Below are 16,364 nucleotides of genomic sequence, written 5' to 3'. Positions count from 1 at the left end.
GTTACGTGAGAGCGCTCTCTGGAGCATCACGGTATCGCACAGATTGTGTCAAGAAAATTGAGACCGTAACCGTAATATCACAGTTCTTGACATCGCGTTGTGGGCAGACAATTCTTCCAGAGAGCGCTCTCACACTCCCCGGCAATTGTGTATACGGAGGAAGGTTCCATGTCACTCCTCTCTCGGCCTCGGCGTACCGCCCTCGCGGCGGGCACCATGGGGCTGGCGCTGGTCGTCACCGCCTGTGGATCCTCGGACCCCGCGCCATCCGCGGGTGGCGGCGCGAGCGCGGCTCCCGAATGCGCCGCCTTCAGCCAGTACGGAAAGCACGAGGGCAAGACCGTCAGTATCTACTCGCCGATCCGTGACACCGAGGCCGACCTCTTCGAGCAGGCGTGGAAGCCGTTCGCCGACTGCGTCGGAATGAAGATCACCTACGAGGGCACCGGCGAGTTCGAGGCCCAGATCCAGGTCCGCGCGGACGGCGGCAACCCCCCCGACATCGCCTTCTTCCCCCAGCCGGGCCTCCTGGAGCGCTTCGCCAAGGCCGGGAAGCTCAAGCCCGCCACCGATGAGGTCAAGAAGCTCACCGCCGAGGGCTGGTCGGAGGACTGGGCCAAGTACTCCACCGTCGACGGCGTCTTCTACGGTGCCCCGCTGGGCGCCAGCGTGAAGTCCTTCGTCTGGTACTCGCCGAAGATGTTCGCCGAGAAGGGCTGGGCCGTCCCCAAGACCTGGGACGAGCTCATGACGCTCACCAACACGATCGCCGGCAGCGGCGTCAAGCCGTGGTGCGCGGGCATCGAGTCCGGTGACGCGACCGGCTGGCCGGCCACCGACTGGATCGAGGACCTCATGCTCAGGGAGGCCGGTCCCGAGGGATACGACGACTGGGTGAGCCACAAGACCCCGTTCAACGACCCCAAGGTCACCGCGGCGGTCGAGAAGGTCGGCGCGATCCTCAAGAACGAGAAGTTCGTCAACGGCGGCTACGGCCCGGTCAAGTCGATCGCCAGCACCGCCTTCCAGGAGGGCGGCGTCCCGATCACCGAGGGCAAGTGCGCCCTGCACCGCCAGGCGTCCTTCTACGCCAACTTCTGGCCCGAGGGCACCAAGGTCGCCGAGGACGGCGACGTGTTCGCCTTCTACCTGCCGGGCAACGACCCGGCCAAGAAGCCGGTGCTCGGCGCGGGCGAGTTCGTCGCGGCCTTCACCGACCGTCCCGAGGTCCAGGCCGTCCAGGCCTACCTCGCCGGCGCGGAGTTCCCCACCACCCGCATGAAGCTGGCGACCTACGTCACCGCGCGCAAGGGCGTCGACCCGGCCAACGCCCAGAACCCGATCGACAAGCTCTCCATGGAGATGCTCCAGGACCCGAGCACGGTCTTCCGCTTCGACGGCTCGGACCTGATGCCCGCCGCGGTCGGCGCGGGCACGTTCTGGAAGGGCATGACCGACTGGATCAACGGCAAGGACACCAAGACGGTCCTCGACTACATTGAAGCGTCCTGGCCTAAGTCCTGATATATACCGATAAGTCCGGTCCCGCGTGACGCGGGACCGGGCCGTCGTCCGCCCGGCCCGATCCTTCCGGGAGATCCTCCGATGGACTTCGACTTCGCCGCCGAACTCCCCAAACTCGTCCAGCTGCTCATCGGCGTCGCCGCGTTCCTCGTGGTGGTCGCGGTGATCCTGGTGCTGGTCGACCGCGCTCCGATGCGGCGGCGCGCGTGGACCCACGCCACGATCCTGCTCCTGCCCGCCCTCCTGCTCCTCGCCATCGGCCTGGTCGTGCCTGCCGTACGGACCACCCTGCTGTCGTTCATGAGCGGCGACGGCCAGGAGTGGGTCGGCCTGGACAACTACGCCTGGATGTTCACCCAGCCCGAAGCGGTGATCGTCCTGCGCAACACCCTCGTCTGGGTGCTGCTCGTCCCGCTGCTGGTGACCTCGGTCGGGCTGGTCTACGCCGTGCTGGTCGACCGCACCCGCTTCGAGTCGCTCGCCAAGTCGCTCGTCTTCCTGCCGATGGCGATCTCCTTCGTCGGCGCGGGCATCATCTGGCGCTTCGTCTACGCCTACCGCTCCGAGGAACAGGACCAGATCGGCCTGCTCAACCAGATCACGGTCGCCTTCGGCGGCGAACCGCAGCAGTGGCTCCAGGAGGCGCCGCTCAACACGCTGTTCCTGATCGTGGTGATGGTCTGGATCCAGGCGGGGTTCGCCACCGTGGTGCTCTCCGCCGCGATCAAGGGAATCCCCGCCGAGATCGTCGAGGCCGCCCGGCTGGACGGGGCGACCCCGCTGCAGATGTTCTTCCGGGTGACGCTGCCGTCCATCCGCTCGGCCGTGATCGTGGTGCTGGTCACCCAGTCGATCGGCACGCTCAAGCTGTTCGACATCGTCCGCACCATGACCGGCGGCCAGTTCGACACCAGCGTCATCGCCAACGAGATGTACAACCAGGCGTTCCGGTACGGCGAGACGGGCAAGGGCGCGGCCCTCGCGGTCTTCCTGTTCGCCCTGGTGACCCCGATCGTGATCTACCAGATCCGCCAGCGCAGAGAGGCCGTCAGGTGAGCGGGCGAGCAGGCCGGCACGGCACCGCGAGCACGCGGCGGGCGAAGGAGTCCACATGGCCACGTTGACCCAGACCGTGGTGCGGCCCGAGACGACGACCGCGCCGCAGCGCGTACGGCGGAGGCTGAGCGGCCGGGTCGCCAGTGCCGTCGCGATCGTCATCGCCGTCCTGTGGACCACCCCGACCTTCGGCCTGCTGCTGTCCTCGCTGCGCCCGGAGGACCAGATCAAGAACAGTGGCTGGTGGACGTTCTTCTCCAGCCCGCAGCTCACCCTGGAGAACTACCAGGAGGTCCTGTTCGGCACCTCCTCGTCCTCCGGCCAGATGATGAGCTTCCTGATCAACTCGATCGTCATCACGGTCCCGTCGGTGCTCTTCCCGCTCGCCCTGGCCACCTTCGCCGCGTACGCGCTGGCCTGGCTGCCCTTCCGCGGGCGCGAGTGGATCTACATCGGTATCTTCGCGCTGCAGATCGTGCCGCTGCAGATGGCGCTCGTCCCGCTGCTGTCGTTCTTCTCCGAGGGCGTGTCCGTCTTCGGTCTCCAGCTGATGCCCGCCTGGGACCTGGAGGGCCCGGCCCGGTTCGTCCAGGTCTGGTTCGCGCACACCTGCTTCGCGCTGCCGCTGGGCGTCTTCCTGCTGCACAACTTCATGTCGGAGCTTCCCGGCGAGCTGATGGAGGCGGCCAGGGTCGACGGGGCGAGCCACGGGAAGGTCCTGCGCACGATCGTCCTCCCGCTGGTCGGGCCCGCGCTCGCCACCTTCGCGATCTTCCAGTTCCTCTGGGTCTGGAACGACCTGCTGGTGGCCCTGATCTTCGCCGGGGGCACCCCGGAGAGCGCCCCGATGACGGTGCGGCTGGCGCAGATGGCCGGAACCAAGGGCAACGAGTGGCAGCGGCTCACCTCGGGGGCGTTCGTCTCGCTGGTCATCCCGCTGCTCGTCTTCCTGTCGATGCAGCGCTACTTCGTCCGCGGCCTGCTCGCCGGAAGCGTCAAGGGCTGAGCGTCAAGGGCTGACCCATCCCGGCGGGCGCCCCGGACCGGGGCGCCCGCCGGACGCTCTTCCGAAACCTCGCGTGAGGCGCCTCAGGTGGCGGGCCGCTCGGAACCGGCCGACCGGGCGGCGGTGGCGGGGCGGTCGGGAGAGGACGGCTGCGCGGGGACCCCGTGCTCGGCGGTGCCGGGCCGCACCGGCTCGGGACGGTCCCCGGCGTCCGTGCTCATGGGGCTCACGGGGGCCGGGTCGTCCACGGGAAGGTCCGCGGTGGCCGGTCGCGCGGTGTGGTCGGTGACGACCGGCTGCGGGGGCAGGTCGGAGGTGACCGGACGGCCGGTGAGGTCGGGGGCGGTCGGCTGCGGGGGGACGGTGTGGGCCGGGGAGGTGGCCCCGGCGGCGGCCGGGTCGTACAGGCCCGCCGACGGGGGAACCTCGACCACCATGGTGTCGGCGGGACTGGGGGCCGACTCCAGGAGGGCCCGCGCGTGGTCCATGTGCGAGGCCGCGACCAACACGTCGTAGCGGCCGGCGACGATCGCGCTGCGCGAGGCGAAGTCCCGCTTGCCGCCGGTGAACACGTGGTTGATGAACCCGAACGCGGCGCCCATCACGGCACCCCACAGGGCCGCCCAGAGCACGAGCACGAAGAACGACATCGTGGTCGAGGTGAACAGGCCGAGGAACATCCCCACCACGACGCCGAAGGCCGCGCCGCTCCCGGCCCCGGTGAGCGCGGCCCGCCCGTTGGTCATCCTGCCGGTGACGGTCTCCTCCAGTTTCAGGTCGCTGCCGACGATCGCCACGTTCTCGACGGGGAATCCCGCGTCGGAGAGCCCGTCCACGGTTCGCTGCGCCGCGAGGTAGTTGTCGTAGCCTGCCAGGACCCTCCGGTCCACGACGACCTGCGTGTCCAGGCCGGTGGGCGTTCCATTCATGTCCGCTCGCCTTTCGGGGGTGGGAGATGACTCGACGAGCCGACTACCCCGTGGCGGTAGGAGGATGCGCGCCCCAGCCGGGATCTTACGGCGGGCGGGCGACCCTCGGAAATGCCGATATTTACGGCAATTCGGATGTCGGCCAGGGTGTGCCGCTGGGAATCCCGCGAGACGGCGCCGACGGGGGCGGGCGCCCCGCGTACGGCGGCGCCGCGCCCCCCTCGGGCGGGTGTCACCAGCTCTGGTGGAGCGGCATCCCCTCGGTGTAGCCGGACGAGCTCTGGACGCCGATCACCGCGCGCTCGTGGAACTCCTCCAGGGTGGAGGCTCCCGCGTAGGTGCACGAGGAACGCAGACCGGCCACGATGGCGTCGATCTGGTCCTCGACGCTGGGCATGGCCGGGTCGAGGTACATCCTGGAGGTGGAGATGCCCTCCTCGAACAATGCCTTGCGCGCCCGGTCGAAGGGGGAGTCCTCCGCCGTGCGCAGCCGCACCGCGCGGGCCGAGGCCATGCCGAAGTTCTCCTTGTACTTGCGCCCGTCGGCGGAGGTACGGGTGTCGCCGGGCGACTCGTAGGTGCCCGCGAACCACGAGCCGATCATCACGTTGGACGCCCCCGCGGCCAGGGCGAGGGCCACGTCGCGGGGGTGACGGACGCCGCCGTCGGCCCATACGTGGCGGCCCAGCTCGTGGGCGGCGGCGGAGCACTCCAGCACGGCGGAGAACTGCGGGCGGCCCACGCCGGTCATCATCCGGGTGGTGCACATGGCCCCTGGGCCGACGCCGACCTTCACGATGTCCGCCCCCGCCTCGACGAGGTCCCGTACGCCCTCGGCGGTGACGACGTTGCCCGCCGCGACGGGCACGTCCGGGCCGAGCGCGCGGACCGCCCTGAGGGCGCTGATCATCTTCTCCTGGTGGCCGTGGGCGGTGTCCACGACCAGGCAGTCCACCCCGGCGTCGAGCACCTCCTTGGCCTTGGCGGCCACGTCGCCGTTGACCCCGACGGCCGCCGCGACGCGGAGCCTGCCCGAGCTGTCGACGGCGGGCCGGTACAGGGTGGCGCGCAGCGCGCCCGTCCTGGTCAGGATGCCGACCAGCCGGCCGTCCGCGTCCACGACCGGGGCGAGCCGGTGGCGGCCCTCGTGGAGGCGGTCGAAGGCCTCGCGCGGGTCGAGCCCGGCGGGCAGCGTCAGCAGGTGGTCGGACATCACCTGGGAGAGCTGGGTGTACATGTCCACGCCGGAGCAGTCGCCCTCGGTGACCACACCGGCCGGGCGGTTGTCCCAGTCGACGATGATGATCGCGCCGTGGGCCCGCTTGGGCAGCAGGTTGAGCGCCTCTCCGACGGTGTCGTGCGGGGTGAGCGTGAGCGGCGTGTCGTGCACCAGGTCGCGCTTCTTGACCCAGTCGACGACGTCGGCGACCACGTCGATCGGGATGTCCTGCGGGATCACGGTGATCCCGCCCCGCCGCGCGACGGTCTCGGCCATCCGCCGTCCCGCCACCGCCGTCATGTTGGCGACCACGACGGGGATGGTGGTTCCGGTGCCGTCCCGGCTGGAGAGGTCGACGGCGAGCCGCGAGCCGACGGAGGAGAGCGACGGGACCATGAAAACGTCGCTGTAGGTCAGGTCGTAGGCCGGCGCCATCTCATTGAGAAATCTCACGTTGATCCACCTTATCCCGTGAATTGCCAGAGTTGAGCGTTCCCCTTTTCCCGGCCTCCGAAGAGGAACAGCGGCTCGAGCCGGAGGCTAAGATCCGGTTTGCGCGAATAACTGGATGGCCATGAGGAGGCATTGTGATCGTGGTTGACCGGCCCGAGATGCTCGTCGTAGGCCATGCCGTACGGACGTCGAACGCCGACGAGATGGAGCCGGGCCGGGGGAGGCTCGGCGCGCTCTGGGCGCGGGCCGGATCCCCGGGTGCCTTCGCCCACGTGCCGGGCCGGGTCGACGAGAACATCTACGCGGTGCTCACCGACTACGAGAGTGACCACCACGGCGCCTACACCCAGGTGGTCGGGGTCGCCGTGCGCAGCGCGGCGGCGCTGCCCGAGGGGATGGTGGCGGTACGGGTGCCCGGGGTGCCCTCGTTGAGGATCGAGGCCCACGGGGCGATGCCGGGTGTCCTGCGGGAGGCGTGGCAGCGGCTGTGGAAGCACACCGAGTCGGGAGGCACCCCGGCTCGGGCCTTCACCACCGATCTGGAGGTGCACCACCCGGGGGGCGCCGACCTCTACGTGGCCGTGTTCCCCTCGATGGGCTGACCGGGCCGACCGTTCGCGGCGAGGCCGGGAGCCTCGCCGTCCGGCCCGTCCGCGTCGTCCTCGTCGTCGTCCGGCGGGGGGTCGGACATCTGCCAGCCCGCCATGAGCGCCGGCAGGATGAGGTGCGTCGTGATCACGGCGCTCATGAGCATCACGATCGCCGCCGCCGGGACCTGGACGATCTTGTCCTCCTCGCGCATGGCGATCAGGAACACCAGGCCGAGGGCGACGAGGACCACCGTGGTTCCCCGGCGGGCGTCGGCCTGGATCTTCTGGCGCTCGCGGGACTGGCGTTCGTCGAGGTAGTGGTCGGCGAGGCCGATCACCCCCCGGGTGGCCGTGACGAGCGCCGACCAGACCACGACGTAGATCACCAGCGCGGTCCCCATCAGGGCGAAGGTGGTCCACATGGCGACGTCGCTCGGCGCCAGGTACCAGCACACGATCGCGCTGATCCAGATCATCCCGGCGGATCCGGCGCCCGCGCCGGCGAGGATCCGGCGGCGCCGGCGGGTGGCGTACCAGGAACGCGGTGGCCAGTCGCGGTGGTGGGTCTCCAGCCGCTCGGGAGTCAGCTCACCCATCACTTCACCTCACTGCCCAGTCGTGGGAACGGCTTCAGGGAGAAGACGACCTCCAACGGCACCTCAAAGTACTCGGCGATGCGCAGGGCGAGAAACAGGCTCGGGCTGTACTCACCGCGCTCCAGATAGCCGATCGTCTGGTAGTGGACCCCCAGCGCGGCCGCCAGGTCCTTGCGTGAGACGCCGCGCTCGGCTCTCAGCACCGGGATCCGGTTGTACACGGCTTCCGCAGACATCCCAGCAGTCTCCCAGCATTCACGACCCCTGTGCGGCGAGCCGCCGTTCGGCGAGCCGGGATCCGGACTCGCGCCGGGTGACCCGGCGGATCAGCTTCGGCGCCAGCAGCATCCCCACGACCGTCCACACCGCGAGCGCGGCGGCCACCCAGGGCAGGCGCCAGCTGCCGCCGATCTCGACGGCCAGCACGGAGTCGGGCATGAACGCCGCGCGCAGGCCGAGCCCGTGCCAGTAGAGCGGGAACGCCTGTGAGATCCACTGGACGAACCCGGGCATGTACGTGACGGGCACCATGACCCCTGAAGTGATCATCAGGATCATCGTCGGCAGCCCCAGCATCCCGGCCGCCGCCTTCGGGCCGGGAGTCAGGCAGCCGATCGCCGCCCCCAGCGGCACGACGGCGACCGTGCCCAGCGCCGTCACCCAGACCAGGGTCGTCCAGTCGCGGGGGAGCGTTACCCCGCCCAGGGCGACGCCCGTGCCCACGATCAGCACGCTCTGCACGGCGATCTGGCACATGATGGTCACCCCTCGCCCGGTGAGATAGGCGAGGATCCCGCCGGGGACGGTCCGCAGCCGCAGGAGCGTCCCCTCCTCGCGGTCGGCGGCGATCGCCATCGGCAGGGTCATCAGGCCGTTGGAGAAGACGGTGAAGGCGAGGAAGCCGATCATCATGAACGTGCCCTGGGAGGCGTTCGTCCCCTTCACCGAGCCGTCGCCGATGAAGAGCGTCAGCAGGGCGAAGGTCCCCACCGTGCCGATCAGCGTGGTGATCAGCTCCTTGCGGTCCTTGATCAGGTGCAGGTGCTCGGTCCAGCCTCGTCGCAGGCCGATCCGGAGTGCTCTGACGTTCATGCCGCCCTCCCGATGAGGTTCAGGTAGTTCTCCTCCAGCGACGGGCGCCGGATCTCCAGGCCGGGCACCGGGCCGTCGAACCTGCGGTGCAGCTCCCACGCGGCCTGGGACGGGTCCTCGGTGGTCAGGACCCGCTCCCGGCCGTCTTCGACCCAGCGCACGTGTGACCGCGCCCGTACGGCCCGCGCCAGCTCGGACGGGGTCCCGCACACGGCGATCTCCCCGCCGACCAGGATCGCGGTCCGGTCCGCCAGTTTCTCCGCCTCGGCGAGGTCGTGCGTGGTCAGCAGCACCGTGATGCCCTCGTCGGCGGCGAGTCTCCTGATCAGCAGGTGGAACTCCCTGCGTGCCTCCGGATCGAACCCGGTCGTCGGCTCGTCGAGGAAGAGCAGCCGGGGGCGGCCCACGATGCCCAGGGCGACGTCCAGCCGGCGGCGCTGGCCGCCCGACAGGCGGCTCGCCCGCTGCCCGGCCTGCGCGGTCAGGCCGAGCGCGCCCAGCAGCTCGTCCGGGTCGCGGGGGTCGTCGTAGAACTCGCCGAGGTGGGCGAGGAGGTCCCTCGCGCTCCACCGGGGGTGGTCGCGCCAGCTCTGCAGCACGATCCCCAGCTGGGCCCGCCAGGCGTCGGTGCCGCGCGCGGGGTCCGTCCCCAGCACGCTCACCTCGCCGGACGACCTGTCCCTGAAGCCCTCCAGGATTTCGACGGTGGTGGTCTTGCCCGCTCCGTTGGGGCCGAGCAGCGTGAAGATCTCCCCGTGTTCGATCTCCAGGTCGACCCCTCGCAGCACCTCGGCCGCGCCGTACGTCATCCGCAGCCCGCGAACGCTTATCGCAGTACTCATGCGTACGAATGTAGTACATCTACTACATTAAAAACAACTCCTACGACAAAGGGCGGTACACCTGTGTCAGGTGTACCGCCCGTGACATGGGACGATCAGGTCAGGCGAGCACTCCCGCCGCGCGCAGCCCGGCGGCGGTCTCCTCCGGCAGGCCCCAGGAGGACAGGTCCGCCAGCCGGGTGGCGGGGGAGAGGTCCTGCTCGGGCACGCCGAGCAGGCGCGGCGCTGGCGCGGGCTGCCGCACCCCGCCGACCTCGACGAAGGTGCCCCTGGCCTTGTTGTGCGGGTGCTCCGCGGCCTCGTCCCCCTCCAGGACGGGGAAGACGCAGGCGTCGGAGCCGTCGAACACCGCCTCCCACTCGGCGCGGGTCCTGGAGCGGAACGCCTCGGCCAGCCGCTCGCGGAGCGCGGGCCACCGCGACCTGTCGTCGCGGTCGGGCAGGTCCTCCAGGCCCATCAGGGTGGTCATCTCCGTCCAGAACCGCTGCTCCAGCGCGCCGACGGCCACGTACCGGCCGTCGGCGGTCTCGTAGGTGTCGTACATCGGCGCGCCGGTGTCGAGCAGGTTCGTGCCGCGTGGGCCCCAGCCGCCGGTCTGCACGCCGTGGTGGAACATCGCGAACAGCGTCGCCGCGCCGTCCACCATGGCGGCGTCGATCACCCGGCCCTCGCCGGTCCGCTCCCGCTCGATCAGCGCGAGCAGCACGCCGTACGCGAGCATGAGGCCGCCCCCGGCGAAGTCGCCGAGGATGTTGATCGGCGGGGTGGGGCGCTCGCCCGCGCGGCCCAGCATCGACAGCACGCCGGAGACGGCGATGTAGTCGATGTCGTGCCCGGCGGCCGGCGCGAGCGGGCCGTCCTGGCCCCAGCCGGTCATCCGCCCGTAGATCAGGCGCGGGTTGATCGCGTGCAGGTCGGCCGGGCCGATGCCGAGGCGCTCGGCGACCCCGGGCCGGAAGACCTCGACGACGACGTCGGCGTGGCGGGCCAGTTCCTTGAACGCGGCCACCCCCTCGGGGGACTTCAGGTCCAGGCCGACCGTCCGCTTGCCCCGGTCCATCACGTCGGGACGCGGCCGGTCCCCGGCCCCGGCGACGACGCTCGCGCGCTCGACGCGCAGCACCTCGGCCCCGTGGTCGGCCAGCATCATCCCGGCGAACGGCCCGGGGGCGAGCCCCGCCAGTTCGAGCACGCGGACTCCGGCCAGCGGGCCCTTCCTGGTCACGCGCTCCATCGGCATTCTCCTCGGGTGTGGTACCGGCTCTCCTCGGGTACGGCGCCCCGGTGGCGTGCGCCGCCGTCCTCCCGCCCAAGTAGAACAACATTCGGCTTTCGATGGCAAGACACATCGCGAGGAGCCGCGTGGCGCCCGCGCGCGTATGGGAAACTTGCGCCCTCTCCGAATGGGACCTAGGGGTTTTGCGATGACATATCCGCACAGTGAACGGGTGGTCGCTGGGCGCTATCGATTGCTGCGAGAGCTCGGCAGGGGCGGGATGGGCGTCGTGTGGGAGGGCTACGACACCCTCCTCAACCGCTCGGTCGCCGTCAAGGAGGTGCTCCTGCCGCCCAACCTCTCCCCGGCCGAGCACCAGGTCCAGCTGACCCGCACCTCCCGCGAGGCCAGGACCGCGGCCAGGCTCAACCACCGGGGCATCGTGGCGATCTACGACGTGGCGGAGCAGGACGGCCGCCCCTGGATCGTGATGGAGCTGGTCAGGGCGCGCGGGCTGGACGAGGTCGGCCCGCTGCCGGTGCGCCAGGTCGCCGACATCGGCCGCCAGGTCCTGTCGGCCCTGCGCGCCGCCCACGAGGCCGGGATCCTGCACCGCGACGTCAAGCCGAGCAACATCCTGCTGGACGCCGAGGGGCGCGCGGTGCTCTCCGACTTCGGCATCGCCACCATCGAGGGCGACACCTCGCTGACCCAGACCGGCATGGTGACGGGCTCGCCCAGCTTCCTGCCGCCCGAGCGCGCCACCGGCACCGACGCCGGCCCCTGGTCCGACCTGTGGGCACTCGGCGCCACCCTCTACGCGGCCATGGTCGGCCACGGCCCCTTCGAGCGCCGCGACGCCATCTCCACCCTCGGCGCGCTCCTCACCGAGGAGCCCGACTTCGGCAGGGTGCCCCAGGAGATGCGCGCGGTGCTCATCGGCATGCTCCAGCGGGAGCCCGCCCACCGGCTGACCACGCGGCAGGCCGACGCCATGCTGGCGGAGGTCATCGACGACCCGTCGGCGGCGGCCCGCCGCACCGGGGAGACCGCCGCCCACCGCGGCCGTACGGGCGAGACGCCGGGCCGGACCGACGAGAGCTTCAGCCGCATCGGCAAGACCCCTCACCACGGCGGGGAGCGGGACGGGCGCGGCACCGGGGCCTCGGCCGCGTCCGGCCGCCGCCGGCGGGGAGGGCGGCTCCCGCTGATCGTGGGGGCCGTCGTGGTCCTGGCCGCGGGGGGCGCCGCGGCGGCCGTGGCGATGTCGCAGCCGGACCAGCGGACGGTGGCGCGCTCCGTGCCCACGATCGCCGAGACCGCGCCGGAGCCGGTGGAGGCGACCGAGGCGGAGACCCCCACCCCAACCCCCACCCCGACCCCCAGCAGGACCAGGACGGCGGCGCCCGCCGGAGCGCTGAAGACGTGGCGGGCCCGTCCCCCGGAGAACTGGTCCATCGGCTACCCGGCCGGGTGGACCGGCGACTGGGCGGCCGAGACGGGCTACACCCAGTGGCTGCGCCGCGACGGTGCCGCCCACCTGTCGGTGGAGCCGCTGGAGGGAAGCGCCGACGGCTTGGAGCCGCTCCAGGAGATCGTCAAGGAGAACGTCGTCCAGTGGAGCGAGATCCACTCCGAGGACACGGCCAACATCCCCCTCGCCTACGGAGCCGGGCTCCAGTGGGAGTTCACCTGGAGCATGAAGGACGGCGGGGGAGCGCCCTGGGCCAAGGCCGGGGTGACCTACCACGAGGTGCGGCGGTTCGTCGAGGTTGGCGACTCGGTCATGGTGCTCAGCTGGACCACCCACGAGGCCGACTGGGCCGCCCAGCGGGCCCTCATGACCCGCGTGTTCGACAGCTTCCACCCCCGTGGAGGCGAGTGATATGACCGGAGGGAGGCCCGCCTCCCCCGGAAGCCCCGGAGGCGAGTGACATGACGGCAGGACGCCCGGCCCGCGCGCCCGGCGGCCACCATCCCCGTGGAGATCCCCGTGGAGGCGAGTGACATGCCCTGGAAGGTGCTCGCGCTGCCGCCGCTCCCCGAGGAGGCGGTGCGCAACCTGCTCGGCTCGCTCGGCGACCGGATCTCCGTGTCGGTGCCCGCGGCCCGCGACCGGGAGTCGCTGCTCGCCGCCCTTGGCGACGCGGAGATCGTGGTCGGCGACTGGAGCGGCGGGCTCGTCATGGACGCCGAGGCCGTCCGGGCCGCGCCGGACCTGGCGTTCGTGCAGCAGCCCTCGGTGGGCGTGGACGGCCACGACCTCGCCGCGCTCACCGCGGCGGGCGTGCCGCTGGCCAACACGGCGGGGGTGAGCGCCGTCGCGGTGGCCGAATGGTGCCTCGCCGCCGCGCTCGCCCTGTCACGGCGGCTGCTCGACGCCGACGCCGCGGTCCGCGCGGGACGCTGGCCGCAGCTGGACCTCGGGCCCGCCGAGCTGTACGGCTCGCGCGTCGGCATCGTCGGGTTCGGCCCGATCGGCGAGGCCGCCGCCCGGATGTTCGCCGCCCACGGATGCGAGGTCTCCTACTGGACCCGCACGCCGCGCGAGGCGCCCTACGCCTACCGGGAACTCGGCGAGCTGGTCGCGGGCTCCCACGTGCTCGTCCTGGTCATCCCGCTGACGGAGGAGACCAGAAGGCTGATCGACCCCTCCCTGATGCCCGCGGGCTCGCTGCTCGTCAACGCCGCCAGGGGGCAGGTGGTCGACTCGGCGGCGCTGCTGTCCGCCCTGGAGTCGGGGCACCTGGGCGGTGCCGCGCTCGACGTGTTCGACACCGAGCCCCCGCCGCCGGACGACCCGCTGCGCGCCAGTCCCCGGGTCCTGCTATCGCCGCACGTGGCCGGGGTGACCCCGCAGTCGACCGGCCGCCTGATCCGGTGCGTGCTGGACAACCTGGAGGCCGCGATCGAGGGCCGCCCGGTGGCGAATGTGATCAACGGGGTCGATACGGTGGTCGGTCGAAGATCGCGAGAAGGACGGTCGTAGAGTTTTCCCGTGTTTAACGCGCCCCACCTGGCTCTGGAGACATCCGAGATATAACGTGCCTAGGGGCGATCTTTCCAACAAGGTCATGGGGGTGATTACCGTGCGACAGATGACAGAGATGTCGGCGCACCGGCAAGCGGTGGAACAGATCAGGGAGTCCTACGCCGCCATCCCGGGAGACGCGGTGCCCCGGCTCTCCAAGGCCACCACGAACCTGTTCCGGTTCAGGGAGGGCACCCGGTCGGCGAAGCTGTCGGCCAGGGACCTGGACCAGGTCATCGAGGTCGACCCGGTGACGATGACCGCCGAGGTCCAGGGGATGACGACCTACGAGCACCTGGTGGACGCCACGCTCGCCCACGGGTTCATGCCGTACGTCGTGCCGCAGCTGAAGACGATCACATTGGGCGGGGCGGTGACGGGGCTCGGCATCGAGTCCACCAGCTTCAGGGACGGTTTGCCGCACGAGTCGGTGGAGGAGCTGGAGATCCTCACCGGCGACGGCCGGATCGTGGTGGCCCGTGACGACAACGAGCACCGCGACCTGTTCCGCGCGTTTCCCAACTCCTACGGCACGCTCGGCTACGCCCTCCGGATCCGGATCAAGCTCAAGCCCGTCCAGCCGTACGTCAGGCTGACCCACATCCCGTTCGGCGACGCCGACAAGTGCATGCTCGCGATGCGCGAGATCTGCGAGCACGGCGAGTACGAGGGCGAGCGCGTCGACTTCGTGGACGGCACGTTCTTCGGTCCCGGCGAGCTCTACATCACCGTGGGCCGCTTCGCCGAGCGTGCCCCGTACCTCTCCGACTACACCGGGATGCGCATTTACTACCGGTCGATCCAGACCAGGACCCGCGACTGGCTGACCGTCCGCGACTACCTGTGGCGCTGGGACACCGACTGGTTCTGGTGCTCGCGCGCCTTCGGCGTGCAGACCGCGCTGGTGCGGTCCCTGATGCCGCGCAAGTGGATGCGCTCGGACGTCTACCGCAAGCTCGTCGGCCTCGACCGCAAGTACGGGGTGATCGCCAGGGTCGACCGCTGGCGCGACCTGCCCGTGCAGGAGTCGGTCATCCAGGACATCGAGGTGCCCGTCGAGCGCGGTGCCGAGTTCCTGGAGTTCTTCCACGACAAGGTCGGGATGACGCCGGTCTGGATGTGCCCGCTCAAATCCACCGGCGAGTGGCCGCTCTACCCGCTGGATCCGGGCCGCCTCTACGTCAACTTCGGCTTCTGGGGGACGGTTCCGCTCCCCAGGGGGCAGTTCGACGGTTATCACAACCGTCTGATCGAGAATCGGGTTCACGAGTTGGAGGGACATAAATCGCTGTACTCCACCTCGTTCTACCCGGAGGATGAATTCTGGCGGTTTTATAACGGAACTGCCTATTGGCCGGTCAAGCGGGCATACGACGGGGGTGGCCGGTTGCTCGACCTCTACGACAAATGTGTTCGGGGGCGTTAAGAGAGGCTGATTCTGTGTTGCTCGCAGAGATCTTCGAGAAGGTCATGGGGCCCGAGGCGGACGTGCGCTTCGTCGCCTACGACGGAAGCAAGGCCGGGCCGGCCGGCGCCGACATCAGCGTCGAGGTGAAAACGCCGGCGGCCGTCGCGTACCTGGCACAGGCCCCCGGAGAGCTGGGCCTGGCCAGGGCCTACGTGTCCGGTCACCTCGACGTCGACGGTGACATGTACACCCTGCTGTCTCGCATGTGGTCGCTCACGGTCAACGACATCCCGGTCGGGCAGAAGCTCGCCGCCATCCGGGCTTTGGGGATCCGCCCGTTGCTGACGCGGATGCCGCCGCCTCCGCAGGAGGTGCGGCGCAGCGTGCTCGCCCGGATGGGCAGCAGGCATGCCAAGCAGCGCGACGCCGAGGCCATTCACCACCACTACGACGTGTCCAACAAGTTCTACTCGTGGGTGCTCGGCCCCTCGATGGCCTACACCTGCGCGGTCTTCCCCGAGCAGGAGTCCACGCTGGAGGAGGCGCAGCTCACCAAGTTCGAGCTCGTCGCCCGCAAGCTGGCCCTCAAGCCCGGCATGAGGCTGCTGGACGTCGGCTGCGGCTGGGGCGGCATGGTCATCCACGCCGCCCGCGAGTACGGCGTGAAGGCGCTGGGGGTCACGCTCTCGCGCCAGCAGGCCGAGTGGGCGCAGAAGGCCATCGCGGAGGCCGGGCTCGGCGAGCTCGCCGAGGTCCGCCACATGGACTACCGCGACGTGCCGGAGACCGGGTTCGACGCCGTCAGCTCGATCGGCCTGACCGAGCACATCGGCAAGGACCAGCTGCCCTTCTACTTCCGCTTCCTGTACGACAAGCTCGTCCCCGGCGGACGGCTGCTCAACCACTGCATCACCCGGCCGACGGGCACGGAGAAGACCCTCAACGCCGGTGGCTTCATCAACCGCTACGTCTTCCCCGACGGGGAGCTGGAGTCGGTCGGCTACCTGGCGCGCCAGATCGAGGACACCGGTTTCGAGATCCGCCACGAGGAGAACCTGCGCGAGCACTACGCGCAGACCCTCCGCTTCTGGTGCGCCAACCTCGACGAGCACTGGGACGAGGCGGTCCGGGAGGTCGGCGAGGGCACGGCGCGGGTGTGGCGCCTCTACATGGCGGCCTGCGTGGTCGGCTTCGAACGCAACAAGATCCAGCTCCATCAGGTCCTCGGGGTGAAGCTCAACGACGACGGCAGCGCCGGCGTCCCGCTCCGTCCCTCGCTCGACTGGCCCTGACCTCCGGGACACACGCTCACGCGGGACCCCGCGCGGGAGACGCTCATCTGGGACGTTCCTCTATGAGAATCCGCGCGGCCCCTCACGAGGGCGCGTTCACACCGGACCGG

15 protein-coding genes are annotated in these 16,364 nt (G+C 70.4%); 8 read left to right on the top strand and 7 right to left on the bottom strand.

The window, feature by feature from the left end; all coding sequences use genetic code 11:
- Positions 1-168 precede the first annotated feature (168 nt).
- The 3 genes from ABD817_RS15005 (at position 169) to ABD817_RS14995 (ending at position 3,586) form a co-directional block, all read left to right on the top strand.
- Entirely contained in the window at positions 169-1,524 is a 1,356-nt protein-coding gene (locus ABD817_RS15005; protein WP_344918498.1) for an ABC transporter substrate-binding protein, read from the top strand.
- An 81-nt stretch (positions 1,525-1,605) separates the two neighbouring features.
- On the top strand, positions 1,606-2,580 hold the full coding sequence (locus tag ABD817_RS15000) for a carbohydrate ABC transporter permease (RefSeq protein WP_344918497.1): 975 nt from the start codon (positions 1,606-1,608) through the stop codon (positions 2,578-2,580).
- Between the two features lie 55 nt (positions 2,581-2,635).
- Entirely contained in the window at positions 2,636-3,586 is a 951-nt protein-coding gene (locus ABD817_RS14995; RefSeq protein ID WP_344918496.1) for a carbohydrate ABC transporter permease, read from the top strand.
- Positions 3,587-3,669: 83 nt separating this feature from the next.
- Here ABD817_RS14995 and ABD817_RS14990 read toward each other — a convergent pair whose 3' ends face one another.
- Both ABD817_RS14990 and ABD817_RS14985 read right to left on the bottom strand, forming a co-directional pair.
- Entirely contained in the window at positions 3,670-4,515 is an 846-nt protein-coding gene (locus tag ABD817_RS14990) for a YflT domain-containing protein (protein ID WP_344918495.1), read from the bottom strand.
- Positions 4,516-4,747: 232 nt separating this feature from the next.
- Positions 4,748-6,187, bottom strand: a complete 1,440-nt coding sequence (locus ABD817_RS14985) for a GuaB1 family IMP dehydrogenase-related protein (protein ID WP_344918494.1) — start codon at positions 6,185-6,187, stop codon at positions 4,748-4,750.
- Positions 6,188-6,321: 134 nt separating this feature from the next.
- Between ABD817_RS14985 and ABD817_RS14980 the strand changes: the two genes are divergently transcribed.
- Positions 6,322-6,789 carry a GyrI-like domain-containing protein gene (locus ABD817_RS14980; protein ID WP_344918493.1) on the top strand — a complete coding sequence of 156 codons (468 nt, stop codon included), beginning with the start codon at positions 6,322-6,324 and terminating at the stop codon, positions 6,787-6,789.
- Here the strand turns inward: ABD817_RS14980 and ABD817_RS14975 are convergent.
- The 5 genes from ABD817_RS14975 to ABD817_RS14955 all read right to left on the bottom strand — a co-directional run bounded on the left by ABD817_RS14975 (position 6,759) and on the right by ABD817_RS14955 (position 10,541).
- Positions 6,759-7,373, bottom strand: a complete 615-nt coding sequence (locus tag ABD817_RS14975; RefSeq protein WP_344918492.1) for a hypothetical protein — start codon at positions 7,371-7,373, stop codon at positions 6,759-6,761. The genes ABD817_RS14980 and ABD817_RS14975 overlap by 31 nt on opposite strands.
- Positions 7,373-7,609, bottom strand: coding sequence for a helix-turn-helix transcriptional regulator (locus ABD817_RS14970; RefSeq protein ID WP_329084317.1), 237 nt, complete (start codon positions 7,607-7,609; stop codon positions 7,373-7,375). Before ABD817_RS14970 ends, ABD817_RS14975 begins: the two co-directional genes overlap by 1 nt.
- Before the next feature lie 19 nt (positions 7,610-7,628).
- Positions 7,629-8,465: an ABC transporter permease gene (locus tag ABD817_RS14965; RefSeq protein WP_344918491.1), complete on the bottom strand. Its 837-nt coding sequence runs from the start codon at positions 8,463-8,465 to the stop codon at positions 7,629-7,631.
- Positions 8,462-9,307: an ABC transporter ATP-binding protein gene (locus tag ABD817_RS14960; protein ID WP_344918490.1), complete on the bottom strand. Its 846-nt coding sequence runs from the start codon at positions 9,305-9,307 to the stop codon at positions 8,462-8,464. Before ABD817_RS14960 ends, ABD817_RS14965 begins: the two co-directional genes overlap by 4 nt.
- Before the next feature lie 100 nt (positions 9,308-9,407).
- Positions 9,408-10,541: a CaiB/BaiF CoA transferase family protein gene (locus tag ABD817_RS14955; protein ID WP_344918489.1), complete on the bottom strand. Its 1,134-nt coding sequence runs from the start codon at positions 10,539-10,541 to the stop codon at positions 9,408-9,410.
- A gap of 214 nt (positions 10,542-10,755) precedes the next feature.
- On the opposite strand from ABD817_RS14955, the gene ABD817_RS14950 reads away from it, so the two are divergent.
- The 4 genes from ABD817_RS14950 to ABD817_RS14935 all read left to right on the top strand — a co-directional run bounded on the left by ABD817_RS14950 (position 10,756) and on the right by ABD817_RS14935 (position 16,254).
- Positions 10,756-12,408, top strand: coding sequence for a serine/threonine-protein kinase (locus tag ABD817_RS14950; protein WP_344918488.1), 1,653 nt, complete (start codon positions 10,756-10,758; stop codon positions 12,406-12,408).
- Positions 12,409-12,504: 96 nt separating this feature from the next.
- A complete protein-coding gene (locus ABD817_RS14945; RefSeq protein ID WP_344918487.1) occupies positions 12,505-13,512 on the top strand; it encodes an NAD(P)-dependent oxidoreductase in 1,008 nt (335 codons plus the stop codon).
- A 118-nt stretch (positions 13,513-13,630) separates the two neighbouring features.
- Entirely contained in the window at positions 13,631-14,980 is a 1,350-nt protein-coding gene (locus ABD817_RS14940) for an FAD-binding oxidoreductase (RefSeq protein ID WP_425583359.1), read from the top strand.
- A 14-nt stretch (positions 14,981-14,994) separates the two neighbouring features.
- Positions 14,995-16,254 carry a class I SAM-dependent methyltransferase gene (locus ABD817_RS14935; protein ID WP_344918485.1) on the top strand — a complete coding sequence of 420 codons (1,260 nt, stop codon included), beginning with the start codon at positions 14,995-14,997 and terminating at the stop codon, positions 16,252-16,254.
- Positions 16,255-16,364: the final 110 nt, after the last annotated feature.

The organism is Streptosporangium oxazolinicum (genome assembly GCF_039537505.1).
GTDB classification, from domain to species: Bacteria; Actinomycetota; Actinomycetes; order Streptosporangiales; family Streptosporangiaceae; genus Streptosporangium; species Streptosporangium oxazolinicum.
Note: the sequence above shows the minus strand (reverse complement) of the source record. Positions and strands in the feature narration are given on the sequence as shown.

Excerpts from the sequence above, each read along its gene's own strand:
- ABD817_RS14990 (WP_344918495.1), bottom strand. The coding sequence starts at position 4,515 with ATGAATGGAACGCCCACCGGCCTGGACACGCAGGTCGTCGTGGACCGG.
- ABD817_RS14995 (WP_344918496.1), top strand. The coding sequence starts at position 2,636 with ATGGCCACGTTGACCCAGACCGTGGTGCGGCCCGAGACGACGACCGCG.
- ABD817_RS14955 (WP_344918489.1), bottom strand. The coding sequence starts at position 10,541 with ATGGAGCGCGTGACCAGGAAGGGCCCGCTGGCCGGAGTCCGCGTGCTC.
- ABD817_RS15005 (WP_344918498.1), top strand. The coding sequence starts at position 169 with ATGTCACTCCTCTCTCGGCCTCGGCGTACCGCCCTCGCGGCGGGCACC.
- ABD817_RS14960 (WP_344918490.1), bottom strand. The coding sequence starts at position 9,307 with ATGAGTACTGCGATAAGCGTTCGCGGGCTGCGGATGACGTACGGCGCG.
- ABD817_RS14975 (WP_344918492.1), bottom strand. The coding sequence starts at position 7,373 with ATGGGTGAGCTGACTCCCGAGCGGCTGGAGACCCACCACCGCGACTGG.
- ABD817_RS14940 (WP_425583359.1), top strand. The coding sequence starts at position 13,631 with ATGTCGGCGCACCGGCAAGCGGTGGAACAGATCAGGGAGTCCTACGCC.
- ABD817_RS14965 (WP_344918491.1), bottom strand. The coding sequence starts at position 8,465 with ATGAACGTCAGAGCACTCCGGATCGGCCTGCGACGAGGCTGGACCGAG.
- ABD817_RS14970 (WP_329084317.1), bottom strand. The coding sequence starts at position 7,609 with ATGTCTGCGGAAGCCGTGTACAACCGGATCCCGGTGCTGAGAGCCGAG.
- ABD817_RS15000 (WP_344918497.1), top strand. The coding sequence starts at position 1,606 with ATGGACTTCGACTTCGCCGCCGAACTCCCCAAACTCGTCCAGCTGCTC.